A 15,999-nucleotide genomic window follows, 5' to 3' on the forward strand; every position below is an offset into this window, starting at 1 on the left:
TTATACCTTACATGTAAAGGGTTAAGGTTGAAACATATCAACAAATGGGCTTTACGTCTTTACATGTAAAGGTTTTTGGGCCGCCACTGCTTTAAAAATTCTGGGACGTCATTTGCAGGCAACGGTTTGGCTATGATATACCCTTGCCCATAGCCGCATCCAAGCGCTTTGAGAAACATCAATTGCTCTTTGGTTTCGATACCCTCAGCCAACGATTGCATTTTCATGTTGTGGGCCAAGCCCACGATGGCTTTAGCCACTACGCACGCATCGGCATCGTGGGGCAAATCACACACAAAAGACTGGTCTATTTTAAGTACATCAAGGGGCATTTGGCGCAAGTGGGACAACGAGGAATACCCTGTACCAAAATCATCCATTGCCAGCTTCACCCCTAGCTTATCAAGCTTTGCAAACTCCGCGCGCCATGCCGCTGGGTCGTTCATGAGGGATGATTCTGTAATCTCAAGCTCCAAGGCCTCGCCCAAAAGCCCGTTTTCTTCCAAAACCCTTGCAACCCCTTGAGAAAATCGCCCTTCGTCTAATTGTACACCTGAGACATTGACCGCTACGACCCCTTCAAAAATCCCTGTTTCGCGCCAAGTTTTAAGCTGTGCGCAAGCAGTCTCCAGTACCCACCGCCCCAAAGGAACGATAAACCCGTTCTCCTCCGCCAAGGGGATAAACTCCGCAGGACTCACAACCCCAAGCACAGGGTGCCTCCAGCGCAAGAGCGCCTCAAACCCCACCACCTTCATGCTCTCAAGGTCGATTTGCGGTTGGTAGTGCAGACTCAACCCTTCTGAACCAATCGCTTCTTTCAAGTACGCCATCACCCGCATCCGCTGACTCATCTGCGTAGTCAGCGTCTGGGCGTAAAATGCGTATCTATTTGAACCAAGACGCTTGGCTTGGTGCATGGCCACATCAGCAAATTTAATAAGTTCTTCCACTTCACGCGCATCGGTCGGACTGAGGCTAATACCCACACTCGCGCTTAGCACATGGGTATGCCCGTCCATTTCCACAGGCTGTTTTAGCACATCTAAAAACAAATCCAGCTTTACAATCACATGCGCAGGCCCCTTGACCTCTTCAATAATCACCACAAACTCATCCGCTCCAAAACGGGCAAGGGTATGGCCGTGGTTGGCCACTCTTTGCAAACGCCGCGCAATTTCTTGCAAGATGGCATCCCCTGTCTCGTGGGAATACAAGTCGTTGATGTACTTAAAATCATCCAAATCTATAAAACAAACCGCCACCAAAGTTTTGGTTTTTTCTGCGCGCTCCAGAGCATGGCCAAGTTCGCGCTTTAACAGTAGCTGGTTGGGCAGTTTGGTAAGGGGGTCATGCAAAGAGAGGTATTCGATTTGGTCCATCAACACACGTTCATCGGTAATGTCTCGCACCGTGCCCACCGAACGCATAGGCTTCCCTGAAACATCACGGTATATTTCACCCTGCTCTTGCACGTAACGCGTAGTGCCATCAACCACGATACGATGCACCACATCGTAAGATTTTGCAGGGTCATCTAAAGCGGTTTGGTAAACGCCCATCACCATATCGCGGTCTTCAGGATGGATAACGTGCAAAAAGTTTTCAAAACTAGGCACCACTGTTTCATGAAATCCAAAAATCCGATACACCTCTTCCGACCATGCCAGTTTTTCACTTGTTATGTCGTGCTCCCAGCTCCCAATCTTCGCAATCCGTTGCGACTCGCGCAACATGGTTGCACTTTTAGCCAGCGCTTGTTCTTTTTCTAAACGTTCGCTAATGTCAATCGCAAAAGCAATATTATAATCCACACCTTGATAGGTAAAAATGGACGCAAACACTTCCACAGGAAAAATGCTCCCGTCTTTGCGTCGGTGCAAGGTTTCAAAGTGTAAAGCGCGGGTTTTGTCGAGGCTTTTTGCATGGGCTTCCCATTTGACTTGATCAAAATTGGGGTCAATATCTACAATACCAAGCTGCGTCAACTCCTCTTTGGTATACCCAAGGCTTTCACAGGCAGCTTCATTAACGTAAAACATACCTCCAGTGATGGCATCAACCCAAAAAATAGGCACCGTTGCCTTTTCGACCGAAAACTGTGTCAGCTGTAAATGCTCTTCCAGGAACCTACGCTGGGTGATGTCGTGAGCAATCCCAAGCACACCCAAAACCGTTCCATTTTCAGAACGAAGCGGTGCTTTGGTCGTCTCAAACAGTGCTTCTTGCCCATCAGGAAAACGAAGCCACTCTTCATTGACGTGCACGGTGCCTCGCTCCATCACTTTAGCATCTTGCGTGCGAATAACTTGCGTAATACGGGCATCAAAAAAATCCGCATCCCTTTTTCCAATAGCTTCCCCGGGGGCCACCCCAAGCAGGGCTTCACATTGAGCGTTGCACACCAAAAACTTTCCCTCTAAATCCTTAGCAAACACCACATCGGGCAGATTGTGTAAAACATTTTTTAATAACTCTTTCTGAAAAGCAAGGGCACGATTGACCTCAGATAAGGTAGTTTGGTCTACCACCGAAAACAAAAAGGCAATGGTTGAACAAGTATTTTTTGGAAGAGGTGTTAACGTAGCAAGGAGCGCATGAGCTTCTCCTTTTGAACTAATAGTTACAGTGGTTTCTACAGAAGTTTGTAGTGTCTCAAGGCGCTCTTTTGGGTACTCTTCAAACACCTTAAACACCCCACAGCTTGGATGATCATAGATGCTCTCCCCTGCGTTACATACCGTACAATGCTCACATTCTAGCAATGTATTTGAGCGAAATACCACACGCCCCTCGCAGTCTAAAAAAATGAGCATCCGATCAGGTAAAGCAACTTGCATTGACCTTAAAATCTCTTCTGATGCAACAGCAGGGTGCGCCACAGGCATGTCTTGCTCCACGGGTTTATTTTTTTGCATTGTAACACACTTGCACTTCTTTACATGTAAGGCTAAAAGTCGCTATTTTACCTCGCACTCTTGCATTGCTTCTTTCCATGTTTTGCCAAGGTACTTGCGCACAAATGCTTTGTTGTGAGGCACCACACAAGCCGAGCAATCCAAATGCTCCACGCCCTCATACACAAACCTTTTAGCAAAACGCGCATTTGCCGCACAAACGCTCTTAACCACCACGCCATTTTCCCTTACATGTAAGCCTTCATCCTTAAAGCGAAAATGAGGACAAGCACACAAAAAACAGTTCAAATACGCCCTGTCGTGGCACTTTTTACCGCGCGCATACAACGGACAAAAATCAGGCTCACACTTAACCATGTTTTCAAAAACAAAATACGCCACCAAGGCTTCGCCCGCAATGCCTTGTGTTTTTAGTTTTGCCACCAAGGCTTCGTGTTTTTGTGCATGGGTTTCAAACCAGCTTTTGTATCCCATTTTCATCCTTACATGTATGCTTACGAACGCGCTTTGCCTTGCACGTATAAAGCCTCCACTTTAGTCCTTGCCCACGGGGTTTTACGTAAAAATTTCAGCGATGAAGCCACGGAAGGGTCGTGGGTAAAACAGCGGATGCGGATGCGGCGGGCTAGCTCCTCAAAGCCGTATTGCGCTTCAAGTTCGGTCAGTATTTTCTCCAACGTTACGCCGTGGAGGGGATTGTTGGGTTGCGCGTCCATGGTGTTCCTTTTTTGGGCCGATTATACCGCCAAACCCCTTACATGTAAAGCTTTTTTGTACCTTTTTAAGGCACCGCTTGCTAGAATAGAGCAAGATACACAAAGGAGGACGCATCGCTTCAAAAGCCCACGCCTTTTACCGCTCCCTTCCTCATCTCCCCCCGCAGGATTTTGTGGAGTATTTTTCCGTTTTTGAAGGCTTTTCGCCGCCGCTAAAAGACGTCAATCTTCCCATCCAAGAAGCCATCCAAGTCTTTATTTTTGACCACCTCGACACCTTGCGTCCCCACATGGAAGGCGGTCTTTCCCCTAAAGCCAAAGCTGTTCTCATGCGTCTGGCAAAAGGCGACCGTAAAATCCACTCCATCTACAAAAAAGAGTCCATTTCCCAACTCCAAGGGCGCGCCATCTACAAACAACTCTTTGACGCGGGCTTCATCCAAAAGGAAAAAACCCGCGAACTTCCCCTTAAAGCCCACCCCAAACAACGCCTCAAAAAATCCTTGCGCCATTACCATGCGGAAGACAAGATTCATTTTTGCCACCAATTTGCGCGCTTTTGGTTTACCTTTATCGCGCCTCACGACGAAGTGGCAAGCATGCAAAAACAGTTAGATTTAGGATTTGAATCTTACGTAAGCCTTGGGTTTGAACTCCTCTCTCAGTCTCTTTTACTGCAAGAACTCTCTCCTTTAGGTGCTATACACCAAGGGAGTTATTGGGACAAGCGCCACGAAATCGACTTGCTACTGGAGCTTGAAGATGGGCGCGTGATTGCAGGAGAGTCTAAGTGGAAAAATCGTAGAGTGTGCAAAAATATCCTCACCGCATTGCAACGCAAATGCGAACGTGCACACTTACATGTAACCCATTTTGTGCTCTTTTCCAAAAGCGGGTTTAGCAAGGAACTAGAACGCATGAAAGACGAACGGGTGTGGCTGTATGACTTAAACGCCTTTGAAAGGTTGCGTGATGATTGACGAACAATTTTTAAATTCACTAAGTACTCCCGAAAAAGAGAGTTTCAAACAAGGCCTTGAAGCCCTCATTAACCAAACTTACGTCATCGAAGAAGAGTACAAAACCCTCAACGAATCCTATCTTTCTTTGCAGACTTTTATCCGTCAAATTGTCGAAACTCTACCCAACGCCTTGTGGGTGCTAGATGTTTCAGGGGAGATTTTTTTACAAAACAGCGAAGCCGAGGCTAATGCTGGCCTACTCGAACACATCGACACCACACAAGGGCACCACGAGGTAGAATTCAACGAGGCCACCTACCTTATCAAAATCGTGCAAAAAGGCGACAAAACTATCATCTCTGCCACCGACATTACAGGCGAAAAACGCAAAGAACGCTTGGCCTCCATGGGGCAAGTGGCCGCCCACCTTTCCCACGAAATCCGCAACCCCATCGGTTCTATTTCCTTGCTCACTTCCACTTTGTTCAAAAAAGTGGACATTGCCACCAAGCCCATTGTTTTAGAGATGAAAAAAGCCATCTGGCGGGTGGAGCGCATCATTAAAGCTACCCTACTCTTTTCCAAAGGTATCCAGCCTTCTATGGGCTCTTTTTTTCTGGATGAACTAGGTGCTGAATGCGAAGAAGCTCTGTCTCACTACACCTACACCAAAGAGATTGCCCTCAAAGTGGATCTCCCCCATCTTGCCTACCAAGGAGACAAAGACTTACTCTCCTTGGTCTTTCAAAACCTTCTTTTTAACGCCATTGATGCCATCGAAGAAGACGACAACGACACAGGCACCATCACCCTTTCTTACGTAAAAGAAGGTGAATTTCATTGCCTTGATATGCACGATTCTGGCAAGCCTATTGAAAACTCCAACATCCTCTTTGAACCCTTTAAAACCACCAAAACCAAAGGCAACGGCCTAGGCCTTGCTCTTTCTTTGCAAATCATTCAAGCCCATGAAGGTCTCATCACGCTTCAAGAAAATCCCAAGGCATTTCGCATCTTGCTTCCTTAGTGTTTTGGGTTTTGTTTTTTCGCTATAATCTTGGCAAATTCCACCCAAGGAGCGTGTCATGAAGTTTGTCAACTTGACCATCATAGCCCCTTCTGATTATGAAGATAAGCTAAAAGTCATCACCAAAGAAGCGGGTGCTAGTGGCGCAACAATCGTCCAAGGACGCGGCTACGGTCACGCAGAGAAAAAGAGTTTTTTCTCCCTTACCTTCGAGGGCAACCATGTCATTATCACCCAAATTCTTGAAGAAAAAATCTCCAAAGCCATCCTTAAAGCTATCAAAAAGGGGATTCAAGAGGGGGAATTAGATGCCATTGCCTACACCTCTCCCATTAATCACATTGTCGGACTCAACACCTGCACCCTTAAAAAATTTGAAGAAACTATCAAACAAGAAGGAGCCGTCTAATGCAATCCCCTATCCTCGTCGAACAAATCATGCGCCCCAATGTCAATGTCATTGACCCATGTGCTAGCCTCAAAGATGCGCTGACAATGATGCGCGACCGAAGAGTCCATTCCCTCATTGTGGCCAAAAGCTACGAACACGACGCTTATGGCATCATCACCAACACCCAAATCCTTCAAAAAATCCTTGCTGAGGATGGGGATGTTGAGCTCATTAATGTCTATGACATATACAGTAAACCCGTCTTTTCGGTCTCGGCTAAAATCGACATTCGCCATGCCGCCAAACTCATGCTAGAACACAACATCAAACGGGTTGCAGTAACGGACAATAATGAGCTCAAAGGTGTTTTATCCACAACGGATTTAACCAAATACCTCATTTCGCTTTTGGAATAACATGAACGCATTGCTTCATGAGTTTCTCAAAACCCTTAAAGAGTCGTTTTTAAACCTCTTGCCCATTATTCTCATCATTGTAGGGTTTCAGCTTCTCGTGTTTCAAACATTACCCCCCAATACTTCCAGCATTGTTTTGGGGTTTGGCATTGTAGTGCTTGGTGTAGCTTTTTTTCTTATGGGTCTTGAAATAGGCGTGTTTCCTTTGGGAAATAGCCTATCAAGCGAATTTTTAGAGCGCCGTTCTTTGGTGCTTTTTGCTCTGTTTGGGTTTGCCCTCGGGTTTTCGGCTTCCATTGCAGAACCTGCCATCATTGCTGTGGCCACCCAAGCCCAAACTATCACCCACGGCGCTCTTAACGCACTCACCCTTCGGCTTATTATCGCCTTTTCTGTGGGAGTCATCACCGCCTTTGGTATTATCCGCTCTTTACTCGGCTGGCCTATTGCTAAGATTATCATTGGGGGGTATGTAATTGTCTTACTCATCACCTATTTTGCTCCCAAAGAAATCATCGGCCTAGCGTATGATTCAGGCGGGGTCGCGACCAATGTGGCTACTGTGCCCCTCATCGTCGCTCTTGGCATTGGCATTGCTTCGGCGTTGCAAGGGCGCAACGTCCTTAAAGACGGGTTTGGGTTTGTGGCTCTTGCTGCCATCACGCCGATGATTAGCATCCAACTCTACGCTATCTTGGTGCTTGGCGATGACTTTAGCGCTTCGGCCCAAACCCTTATTCAAGAAGCCCCCAAGGCCGAGGTTTCCTTCTCTTTGTTAACCATACTGGCAGACCTGTTTAAAACTTTTACCAATATTTTGCCCATCCTTGGGACTATTGTTGTTTTTCAATACCTCGTTCTCAGAAAACACCTGCCCAACCTTGGGCGTGTTATTATTGGTTTTGGAATGCTTGTGGTGGGGCTTTATGGGTTTATTGTGGGGATTAAATTAGGACTTTTCCCCATAGGAGAATCCCTTGCGCGCTCCTTGGTTGAAAAAGACAATGTTTACTTCATCTACCTTTTTGCCTTTTTGATTGGCTTTGGCACCACCATGGCCGAACCCGCTCTTGTAGCTGTCATCAAACAAGCCGACCGCTACGCCAATGTACGCCTTAACGTGGGTATGATTCGCCTTTTGGTGGCGCTGGGTGTGGGATGTGGGATTTTGCTAGGAACGTACAAAATCGTTCACGGCTATGATATTTGGCTACTCATCACGCTACTTTATGGGATTGTGGTGTTGTGTACACTTTTTGCGCCACCCCAAATGGCCGCCTTTGCTTTTGACCTTGGCGGTGTTACCACCTCCGAAATCACCGTTCCTATTGTTACGGCATTTGGACTCTATCTTGCTACCAACATTGAAGGTCGTGATGCCCTAATGGACGGTTTTGGGCTGATTGCTTTTGCTTCGGTATTTCCCATGATTACCGTCCTTGGCTACAGTATTCTTTCAGTATTTATCGCTAAAATAATAAGACCGACACCCTAGGAGGTTTCCTATGCCACACAGAGAAAAATGTGTTCTTGTTGCCACCGATTTTTCGTCACGCAGCTTTGAGGTTATCACTAAAGCACACGCTTTTGCCACCGCCTCCAAGATGCCTTTACATGTAGTACATGCTATTGAAGAGAGTTTTTTTACTAGAATTCCCGATTTAGAACAAGCCAAAGAAAATGCCCTAAAAGAGCTACAGTCTCACTTTCCTTTCATCACCAAAGAGGTCTTTCATTGCGACAAAGGAAAGGTTGAAGAAGTTATTGGCGCTTGCACAAATGCACTAAATACCAGTGTTGTTTTTTTGGGAAGTGGCGGCGAAAAGGGAGGGCTTAAAGACTTGTTTATGGGCTCTTCCACCAAGGCTATTGTTCGCGCCCTTAGTGCGCCTGTACTTGTAGTCAAAACCCACAAAGAGGTCCAATCAAACAAAATCCTCATTCCAACCGATTTTAGCGAATCCTCAAGATGGCATATTCATGCGGTTAGAACCCTCTTTCCAGACGCTTCGCTTTTACTCTTACATGTATACACAGTGCCTTTTGGCAATCGGCTTAGCATGTACGGAGTAAAAAAAGGCGAGATTAATGTATTGGCTGAAAACTTAAAAATAAACGCTCAAAACGAAGGAATGGTTTTTTTTGAATCTCTTGGAGAAAGCAAAGAAAATGCCGAGCTACTGGTGCGCGAAGGGGGGCTTGATACAAGCCTTTTCACCTCCATTGCCACCATGCATGGCATTGGGCTTATCGCCCTTCACACCACGGGAAATATCAGCTTTTTTGCCTTTGACTTGTTGCAAGAAACCGACAAAGACGTGCTCATCACAACTATTTAAGCAACTTCACCGGAGGCTTCGAGCGCTGCGGCAAAGGAGTCTCCAACACTAAGTTGCGTTTCTATAATCACATCTTGAAGTTTAGAAGTGAGCGTTAATGTTAAGGGTCGATTTCCTGGATGACTTCGTACCAACTGATACAGTGCCTCAAGACGTTCTAAAGACTCTTCCATATTTAGTGTCACAATCATAGGCTCTTCAGGAATTTCCCGCATCTTGGTTTCCACTTTTTGGCTGCGCGCTGCGTCTAGGGTCATGATTTTTAAAGAGCGAATGCGTACAAATTGGTCGTCGCGGTTAACCGCCACCTTAAATGCCAAAGGCTCATCCAAATTCATGCCTTCAAGTTTTTGCAAATCTTTTTCAAACAAGGTTACTTCCACGTTGCCATGTAAATCCATAAGACTAACAATGGCAAAGCGGTTGCCTTTTTTGCTAAATTTAGTCACTACCTCTTCTACTTTTCCAACCACCATCGCATTAGATCCGTCTTCAATGCTGTCAAACTCCGAAGAAAGCGTATAAGAAAGCCCTTCCATCTCTGCTTTAAAATCATCCAACGGATGCCCTGAGATGTAAAACCCAATACTCTCTTTTTCAAGCACCAACAGGTGTTTGAGGCTGTATTCACCAAGGCGTTCAATCTCAATAGCAACACGTGTCATCTCTTCATTTTCACCAAAAAGAGAATTTTCAGCCATTTTTTTGGCTTGAGAAGATTTGTGTGCGGCGTCGATAATGATTTCCACTTGGTCAAAAAGGGCGCGTCTAGTGTAGCCAAAACAGTCCAAACTGCCCGATTTAATCAACGCTTCTAAGACTTTTTTATTGACTTTTTGCGTGTCTACTCGAGAAATAAAATCGCTCAAACTCTCAAAAGGCCGCTCTTCGCGCGCTTCAATGATGCTGCGAATCGCCCCATGCCCAATGCCTTTCACCGCGCCAAGGCCAAAGATAATCGCGTCTTCTCCTTCTTGGGTTTTTCCCCCTGTAAACGCAATTTGTGAATTGAGCACTGAAGGAGGAAGAAGCTCGATTTTAAGGCGTTTCACCTCATCAATGTATTTGACAATCTTATCTGTGTTATCTTGCTCGCTCGTGAGCAAGGCGGCCATGAATTCTTGCGGGTAAAAGGTCTTTAGCCACGCCGTTTGGTACGTAATCATCGCGTACGCCGCGGAGTGAGACTTGTTAAATCCGTAGCCTGCAAACTTGACAATAAGGTCAAACAAATCCGCTGCTTTGGCTTTATCAAGCCCTTTTTGCGCCGCACCTTGCGCAAACTGGCTTTTGAGATTATCCATCTCTTCTTTAATCTTTTTCCCCATGGCCCGACGCACCAAGTCCGCTCCGCCAAGGCTAAAACCGCCGATGGTTTGCACAATCTGCATAACCTGTTCTTGGTAGACGATAACCCCATAGGTGGGTTTCAAGATAGGCTCAAGTTCAGGAAAGGCGTACTCAATCTCAGCCCGTCCATGCTTACGCTCAATGAAATCATTGAGCATCCCTGATTCCATCGGGCCTGGGCGATACAAAGCCAAGACCGCGATCACGTCTTCAAAGCTCGTGGGTTTGAGCTTGGCGTTGAGTTGTTGCATACCGCCGGATTCTATCTGGAACAAGCCGATGGTGTGCCCGCTTTGGATGGTTTCATACACCTTGGGCTCTTCCATGCTAATTTCCGCCCAGTTAATCACCTTGCCAAAACGGTTTTTGATGAGTTTAATGGCATTGTCGATAACCGTGAGAGTCTTTAGACCCAAAAAGTCAAATTTGATTAAGTCCACGTCTTCAAGGTACTTTAGCGAATACTGCGTAACCAAATGTTCTTCGCCAGAAGGCTTGTACAGCGGGGTTTTATGCCACAATTCCTCATTGGAAATCACCACACCTGCCGCGTGCATCCCCGCGTTTCGGTTAAGGCCCTCAAGGGCAAGGGCAAACTTCCACACCCGCGCTGACGTGGGATTGGTTTGGATGAGTTCGCGCAGTTTTTCTTCTTTTTGAAACGCCCCTGCTTTAAAATCCTTATCCCCCTCTTCTCCTTTGCCATTGAGCGTAATGCCAAGTTCATCGGGGATGAGTTTAGCCATGCGATCCGCTTCTGCGTAAGGCACGCCCAGTACACGCGCAACATCACGGATGACGCCCTTTGCTAGCATTTTACCAAAGGTGATGACTTGGGCCACGTTGTATCGGCCGTATTTTTCCACCACATATGTGATGATTTCCCCACGCCTGCTTTGGCAAAAGTCCACGTCGATATCCGGCATGCTCACACGTTCTGGATTCAAAAATCGTTCAAATAGCAGGTTGTAAGGCATGGGGTCGATGTCGGTGATTTCAAGGGAAAACGCCACCAAACTTCCCGCGGCAGAACCTCGTCCTGGTCCCACGGGAATGTCGCGCACCTTGGCTTCTTTGATAAAATCCCAAACGATGAGCATGTAGCCGGGAAATTTCATGTTGTTGATAATCTCAATCTCTACATGTAAGCGTTCTTGGTAAGTTTGGTGTTCTGATTCCTTTACATGTAAGAGCCGTTTTTCTAATCCCTTTTGACACAAATGCGCAAACAAGACTTTGTCGTTTTCAAGGCTGTACATAACCCTAGGTTCAGGAAGTTCCACCCCTTCGGCCTTGGCGTATTCGAGGGTAAATTTAAAATTTGGCGGTGTTGGATTGCCAAGGTCGAGCTCCAAGTTGCATTTTTCCACGATTTCTTGGGTGTTTTCAAGGGCTTCGGGGATATCTGCAAACAGCCGCGCCATTTGTTGAGGGGATTTGAGAAAAAACTCGTGCACCGAGTGGCGTAACCGCTTGGGGTCATCAAACTCTTTATTCATGGCGATACACATAAACGCCTCATGGGGTTCTGCGTAGTCCTTAAAAGGGTAGTGGGTGTCGTTAGTGGCGATGAGCTTAATGCCTGTCTCTTTGGCAAGTCGCAACACCGCATCGTCGATGTAGTGCTGGTCTTCGATGCCATGGCGCATGATTTCAAGGTAAAAATCTTCCCCAAAAATCTCTTTGTACTCCAGTGCCACTTCCTTGGCGCGCTCGTATCCTTTGGCCCCAAATTGGACGTTGCGAGGGCTGTTGAGGTTAAGGTGCCAGTTTACTTCTCCTTGCAAACATGCCGCGGAGCAAACTAACCCCTCCGAGTGTTCGCGCAAGAGTTTTTTGTTGATTCGGGGGTAGTAGTAAAAGCCTTCAATAAAACTTTGAGAAGAGAGGTACATGAGGTTTTTGTAACCCGTAAGATTTTTAGCATACAAACACAAGTGAAAGCGTTGCTTGACGCTTTTATCTCCCAACTCGTCTTGGTTGTGCAAGTACGCTTCCATGCCGATAATGGGCTTGATGCCCTCTTTTTTCATGGTTTGGTAAAAATCAATCGCCCCAAACATGTTGCCATGGTCTGTGATGGCCACTGAGCCAACACCTTGGGATTTAAGGGCTTTGGCGAGGTCTTTGATGCGGTTCGCGCCATCAAGTAGAGAATATTCTGTATGGAGATGCAAATGGGTAAATCGGGGTTCGCTCACAAAAAACCTTTCAAAAAAAACTGAAAGGTATTATAAGAAAAAAGCGCTTAAAGGGCTCTCCTCTTTTTGGAGTAATGCCCCACATAAATCAATCGCATTTTCACAGGGAAAAACACCTAAAAGCATCGATGCATGGCGGTACAGGGGTGCGGGAGAAGAGGCAAATTCCACAGGACTTGAACGGGCAGATTTTGAAAGTTTTTCTCCTGCTTCGTCTAAAAGCAAAGGGTGGTGCAACACTTTTGCCTCCAAAAAAGAAGGGGCGCGCATCAGGTGTGCAAGGTAGCGTTGGGCTAGGGTAGAAAGATGCAAATCTTCTCCGCGCACTATCAGGGTTGTCCCCATGCGCCAATCATCCATCAAAGACGCCAACTGATACGCCGGCAATCCCTCCTTGCGCCACACAATAAAATCACCCATCTCTTTCGCCACACGCGGTGCTTCTTCGCATACAGTAGGGTTTACATGTACACGCAATGCAGTTGTGTTTACATGTAAAGGGAGATTTTTCTCTTTACATATAAAGAGATAAATGCCCTTAGATGATTGGGCCATAATCTCTTTGCGAGAGCATTCGCACGCGTAGGCCAAAGGATGTTTTAAAAGGGTCTGTTTTGCCTCTTCATAGTACGCCAAACGGTGCTTTAGGGCAAAGGCTGCCTCAAACTCCGCTACGCTAAAAGGCCCCTCATCCCAATCAAGCCCCAACCACTCAAGCACACGAAAAATATGTTCCACGTAGAGCGTTTTTGTGCGGTCTGTGTCCAAATCATCAATACGCAAATGAATTTTTCCCTCAGCAACGCGCACAAGCGTCCACGTCAGGATAAAATTAAGAGCATTGCCGTGGTGCAAAAATCCGCTAGGAGTGGGAGCAAAACGAGAGATAATCATAAAAGAAAGAAGAGCCGCCCAAAGACGGCTCGAAGAAAAAGTGGCTTAATTAGTAGCGAGATCCACGAAACTCACGTGGTTCGCGTGGTCGCGCCTCATTGACTCGCAATTCGCGTCCGCCAATCTCTTTGCCGTTTAGTTGCTCGATGGCGGCGTTGCCCTCACTTTGGCTCTCCATCTCAACAAACCCGAATCCCTTAGATCGGTTGTTATTCTCACGATCAACAACAATCTTTGCACTTTTGACAGCACCATAGGGTGCAAACGTCGCCTTGAGCTCTTCCTCTGTCATTTGGTATGACAAATTACCGACATAGATGTTCACGGTACAACTATCCTTGAAAAAATCTCCCAGCAAAAGCCAGTAAGTGATGATACCTTTTTTTTAATAAAAATGGCAACTTTTTTTCAAAAAACACCCATTTCATCGACATGCACAAGGCCGTGCTTGTCATAATGAAACAACACTTCCCTTACGCGCGCTTGCCACGTTTGCCCAAAAATATCTTGTGCTTCTTTGTCTCCAAGGCGTGCTTTTTCCATTAAAGAAGAGAGTTCTGGAGTTTGTGGAAGTTGCGAGGGAGTATAAGAAAGCGTTACAAATTCACCCGTATCAACACGACTAAATTGCACCATGCCTTTTAGGGGTTTTTCAAAGGAAAGAAGTCCTGCGCGTACGTGCTCTCCTCCAAGCCCTTTAAACCCGCCCGCATCTGCTGCGCCTGTGATATTAGCCATCACTTGCGCCATCACCCCTGCTACACCATTTGTTTTTGGCTCCTTAAAAGCAATGCGCACTAAACCGCGTACTGGGACTTGTGTAGGAAAAAGTTTTTTCAATGCCACTTGAGTGAGCACATAAGCGCCAGCAACTGTGGGGCAGCTGTGTCCTGCCATTTTGACACACTCAAGGTAGGTTATCTCAACCTTGCCCTCGACAAATGTTCCAAGCAAACACGCAAGATCATCTTTTAAAACAATCGGAGGGACTTCATCAAAAAATTGGGGGTACATGGTGGCTCCTTTTTTAGAAGGAAGCCTATCAGAAGAGACGTGTTTTTTCCTTAATCATGCTCAAGACTCACACCCTTGCGAAAACGGTACTCGATGATTGTTGTGGTTCCTTTGCCTTGGCTTTTGCGTACTTCAAAATAAGTATTTAGTTTTTCCACTAGCTTGCTCATTTTGCTTGCTCCGTAGCTTCGCGGGTCAAAATCTGGATGCAGACGTTTCACAATTTGGCCTGCTTCAGATACCTTTACCCAACCCTCTTCGTCGCGCTGTTTTTCCCAAATTTGATGCATGATTCTGGCCGCTTCGCGGATACGCTCTTTGTGTTGGTTGGCTTCGGCTTCTTTTTCAAGTTCTTCTTCGGTTTTAAGGTTTTCGGTAAAAATAAAATCATCGCAGGCATTGCGAAAAGAAACAGGGGTTTTGCGCTCACCTATCCCAAATACGTACACCTCATCTTCTTTGAGGCGTGAGGCAAGCTTGGTAAAATCACTATCGCTTGAAACTAGTGCAAAGGCGTCAAATTTTCGCGTATAAAGTAAATCCATCGCATCGATAATCATCGAGGCATCGGTGGCATTTTTTCCCGTAGTGTAAGCAAACTGTTGCACTGGCTGTACAGCAAGTTCATTGAGTAGATCTCGCCAATTTTTCAAATAGCGACTCGACCAATCCCCGTAAGCACGCTTAACAATAATGTGCCCATGGGAGGAGAGTTCACTTAAAATTTGTCCGATTTTACTCAGTTGCGCATTATCAGCATCAATCAACACGACGATTTTTTTTTGATGGGCTAAATCTTCCACGGTCTGCCTTTTGTGTAATACGTTACGAAACGCTCAAAAATCCCTGATACTGCTCCAAGAAGCGTTGCATCCCCGCGAGCTTAAACTGTTCTACATCCCATGGATTATCTTCCACAAGTTGGTAAAAATCACTTTTGAGCACATACACGCTTGCTCGAACGATTTTACCATTTTCCAAGACAATATCTTCTTCTTTGCGGGCATAATATTCCCCCTCAAAGAGATCTAATCGTCTCATGTCTTCTTCGTCTATATCAAAATATACTTGCCCCAAAACCCGCTCACTAGGCGCCCCCTCAAAAGCAACAGGATATGTCTCTTGCTTTAAACACCGTCGTCGAAACCCATGCAGAGTGCCTTGGATGCTTTCATAATCTCCTTGCACGACGCGCGTCCACACCTCGGGAAACATAAGCGAACCGTACGTAAATACATGCATCATCCCTACTCCTACTGTTAAACTAAAAAAATGGTGTTGGTTTTTTACGCTTGCCATTTTTTAACAAAGGAGCCATTATATTTAAAAATCCTAAAGACAACGTAATAGGCTTTACATGTAAAGAACATTTGGGTTATTTTTGGCCCAAGTGTATCCCTTTTAGCTCCATATTTAGCGCCTTGGTGGAAATGGTAACTTCCCACAAGGAAAGCACCAAAGAGACACACATCGTCACAAGACTTAAGCCAAACACCTTCGTTCCAAGCACCAAAAACCCAAGCAACATACCAAACATGGAAATGGTACAAAGCAGTATGGAAACTACGCCAAAAAACTGCATCCAGCGGGTTAGCTCTAAACGCTTGCGTAAGTTTTCAATCTGTTCCATCACGCTTACTTTTTTTTCCTGCTGACTTAACATGCGAATCAGCGAAGCAGTAGCCAAGAAACGGTTAGTATAGGCCAAAAGTAGCAGCGATACCGCAGGAAACAATAAAGCGGGCGTTGAAATTTCAATTTGCATCGTTAC

Annotated in this window: 16 protein-coding genes; 6 read left to right on the forward strand and 10 right to left on the reverse strand. The window is 46.0% G+C overall.

The genetic code is table 11. The features are described from left to right. Positions 1–59: 59 nt before the first annotated feature. The 3 genes from JWV37_RS02235 to JWV37_RS02245 are packed head-to-tail and all read right to left on the reverse strand — an operon-like array spanning position 60 to position 3,634. On the reverse strand, positions 60–2,918 hold the full coding sequence (locus tag JWV37_RS02235) for a sensor domain-containing protein (RefSeq protein WP_205458026.1): 2,859 nt from the start codon (positions 2,916–2,918) through the stop codon (positions 60–62). A gap of 42 nt (positions 2,919–2,960) precedes the next feature. Further along, positions 2,961–3,392 carry a hypothetical protein gene (locus JWV37_RS02240; protein WP_205458027.1) on the reverse strand — a complete coding sequence of 144 codons (432 nt, stop codon included), beginning with the start codon at positions 3,390–3,392 and terminating at the stop codon, positions 2,961–2,963. Positions 3,393–3,412: 20 nt separating this feature from the next. Further along, positions 3,413–3,634: a VF530 family protein gene (locus JWV37_RS02245; protein ID WP_205458028.1), complete on the reverse strand. Its 222-nt coding sequence runs from the start codon at positions 3,632–3,634 to the stop codon at positions 3,413–3,415. A gap of 173 nt (positions 3,635–3,807) precedes the next feature. Between JWV37_RS02245 and JWV37_RS12780 the strand changes: the two genes are divergently transcribed. Genes JWV37_RS12780 through JWV37_RS02275 form a run of 6 tightly spaced genes read left to right on the forward strand, consistent with a single transcriptional unit; the run spans position 3,808 to position 8,769 of the window. Beyond that, positions 3,808–4,614, forward strand: a complete 807-nt coding sequence (locus tag JWV37_RS12780) for a DUF234 domain-containing protein (RefSeq protein WP_205458029.1) — start codon at positions 3,808–3,810, stop codon at positions 4,612–4,614. Further along, a complete protein-coding gene (locus tag JWV37_RS02255; RefSeq protein ID WP_240331966.1) occupies positions 4,607–5,623 on the forward strand; it encodes a sensor histidine kinase in 1,017 nt (338 codons plus the stop codon). Before JWV37_RS12780 ends, JWV37_RS02255 begins: the two co-directional genes overlap by 8 nt. A gap of 58 nt (positions 5,624–5,681) precedes the next feature. Further along, complete coding sequence (locus JWV37_RS02260) at positions 5,682–6,032, forward strand: P-II family nitrogen regulator (protein WP_205458030.1); 351 nt, start codon at positions 5,682–5,684, stop codon at positions 6,030–6,032. Then, positions 6,032–6,430, forward strand: a complete 399-nt coding sequence (locus JWV37_RS02265; RefSeq protein ID WP_240331967.1) for a CBS domain-containing protein — start codon at positions 6,032–6,034, stop codon at positions 6,428–6,430. Before JWV37_RS02260 ends, JWV37_RS02265 begins: the two co-directional genes overlap by 1 nt. Before the next feature lies 1 nt (position 6,431). After that, entirely contained in the window at positions 6,432–7,925 is a 1,494-nt protein-coding gene (locus JWV37_RS02270; RefSeq protein WP_205458031.1) for a DUF1538 domain-containing protein, read from the forward strand. Between the two features lie 10 nt (positions 7,926–7,935). Beyond that, a complete protein-coding gene (locus JWV37_RS02275) occupies positions 7,936–8,769 on the forward strand; it encodes a universal stress protein (RefSeq protein ID WP_205458032.1) in 834 nt (277 codons plus the stop codon). On the opposite strand, the gene dnaE is transcribed toward JWV37_RS02275, so the two are convergent. The 7 genes from dnaE to JWV37_RS02310 form a co-directional block, all read right to left on the reverse strand. Then, positions 8,766–12,320 (reverse strand): DNA polymerase III subunit alpha, encoded by a 3,555-nt coding sequence (gene dnaE, locus JWV37_RS02280; protein ID WP_205458033.1) that lies wholly within the window; start codon positions 12,318–12,320, stop codon positions 8,766–8,768. The two genes, JWV37_RS02275 and dnaE, sit on opposite strands and share 4 nt — an antisense overlap. Positions 12,321–12,350: 30 nt before the next feature. After that, on the reverse strand, positions 12,351–13,214 hold the full coding sequence (locus tag JWV37_RS02285; RefSeq protein WP_205458034.1) for a glutamate--tRNA ligase family protein: 864 nt from the start codon (positions 13,212–13,214) through the stop codon (positions 12,351–12,353). Between the two features lie 49 nt (positions 13,215–13,263). Further along, positions 13,264–13,539: an RNA-binding regulator gene (rbp, locus tag JWV37_RS02290; protein ID WP_205458035.1), complete on the reverse strand. Its 276-nt coding sequence runs from the start codon at positions 13,537–13,539 to the stop codon at positions 13,264–13,266. 83 nt (positions 13,540–13,622) lie between these two features. After that, positions 13,623–14,228, reverse strand: a complete 606-nt coding sequence (locus JWV37_RS02295) for a hypothetical protein (RefSeq protein WP_205458036.1) — start codon at positions 14,226–14,228, stop codon at positions 13,623–13,625. Positions 14,229–14,278: 50 nt separating this feature from the next. Next, positions 14,279–15,031: an NYN domain-containing protein gene (locus JWV37_RS02300; protein WP_205458037.1), complete on the reverse strand. Its 753-nt coding sequence runs from the start codon at positions 15,029–15,031 to the stop codon at positions 14,279–14,281. A gap of 22 nt (positions 15,032–15,053) precedes the next feature. Beyond that, on the reverse strand, positions 15,054–15,473 hold the full coding sequence (locus tag JWV37_RS02305; protein WP_205458038.1) for a gamma-glutamylcyclotransferase family protein: 420 nt from the start codon (positions 15,471–15,473) through the stop codon (positions 15,054–15,056). A gap of 130 nt (positions 15,474–15,603) precedes the next feature. After that, positions 15,604–15,993 carry a DUF2721 domain-containing protein gene (locus JWV37_RS02310; protein WP_205458039.1) on the reverse strand — a complete coding sequence of 130 codons (390 nt, stop codon included), beginning with the start codon at positions 15,991–15,993 and terminating at the stop codon, positions 15,604–15,606. Positions 15,994–15,999: the final 6 nt, after the last annotated feature.

This window comes from Sulfurospirillum tamanense (genome assembly GCF_016937535.1).
Classification (GTDB): Bacteria; Campylobacterota; Campylobacteria; order Campylobacterales; family Campylobacteraceae; genus Sulfurospirillum_B; species Sulfurospirillum_B tamanense.

What these genes read in the sequence shown, in the direction of transcription:
- JWV37_RS02245 (WP_205458028.1), bottom strand. Translation starts at nt 3,634, where the DNA reads ATGGACGCGCAACCCAACAATCCCCTCCACGGCGTAACGTTGGAGAAA.
- JWV37_RS02265 (WP_240331967.1), top strand. Translation starts at nt 6,032, where the DNA reads ATGCAATCCCCTATCCTCGTCGAACAAATCATGCGCCCCAATGTCAAT.
- JWV37_RS02305 (WP_205458038.1), bottom strand. Translation starts at nt 15,473, where the DNA reads ATGATGCATGTATTTACGTACGGTTCGCTTATGTTTCCCGAGGTGTGG.
- JWV37_RS02260 (WP_205458030.1), top strand. Translation starts at nt 5,682, where the DNA reads ATGAAGTTTGTCAACTTGACCATCATAGCCCCTTCTGATTATGAAGAT.
- JWV37_RS02310 (WP_205458039.1), bottom strand. Translation starts at nt 15,993, where the DNA reads ATGCAAATTGAAATTTCAACGCCCGCTTTATTGTTTCCTGCGGTATCG.
- JWV37_RS02255 (WP_240331966.1), top strand. Translation starts at nt 4,607, where the DNA reads ATGATTGACGAACAATTTTTAAATTCACTAAGTACTCCCGAAAAAGAG.
- JWV37_RS02240 (WP_205458027.1), bottom strand. Translation starts at nt 3,392, where the DNA reads ATGGGATACAAAAGCTGGTTTGAAACCCATGCACAAAAACACGAAGCC.
- JWV37_RS02285 (WP_205458034.1), bottom strand. Translation starts at nt 13,214, where the DNA reads ATGATTATCTCTCGTTTTGCTCCCACTCCTAGCGGATTTTTGCACCAC.
- JWV37_RS02275 (WP_205458032.1), top strand. Translation starts at nt 7,936, where the DNA reads ATGCCACACAGAGAAAAATGTGTTCTTGTTGCCACCGATTTTTCGTCA.
- JWV37_RS02295 (WP_205458036.1), bottom strand. Translation starts at nt 14,228, where the DNA reads ATGTACCCCCAATTTTTTGATGAAGTCCCTCCGATTGTTTTAAAAGAT.
- JWV37_RS02235 (WP_205458026.1), bottom strand. Translation starts at nt 2,918, where the DNA reads ATGCAAAAAAATAAACCCGTGGAGCAAGACATGCCTGTGGCGCACCCT.
- JWV37_RS02270 (WP_205458031.1), top strand. Translation starts at nt 6,432, where the DNA reads ATGAACGCATTGCTTCATGAGTTTCTCAAAACCCTTAAAGAGTCGTTT.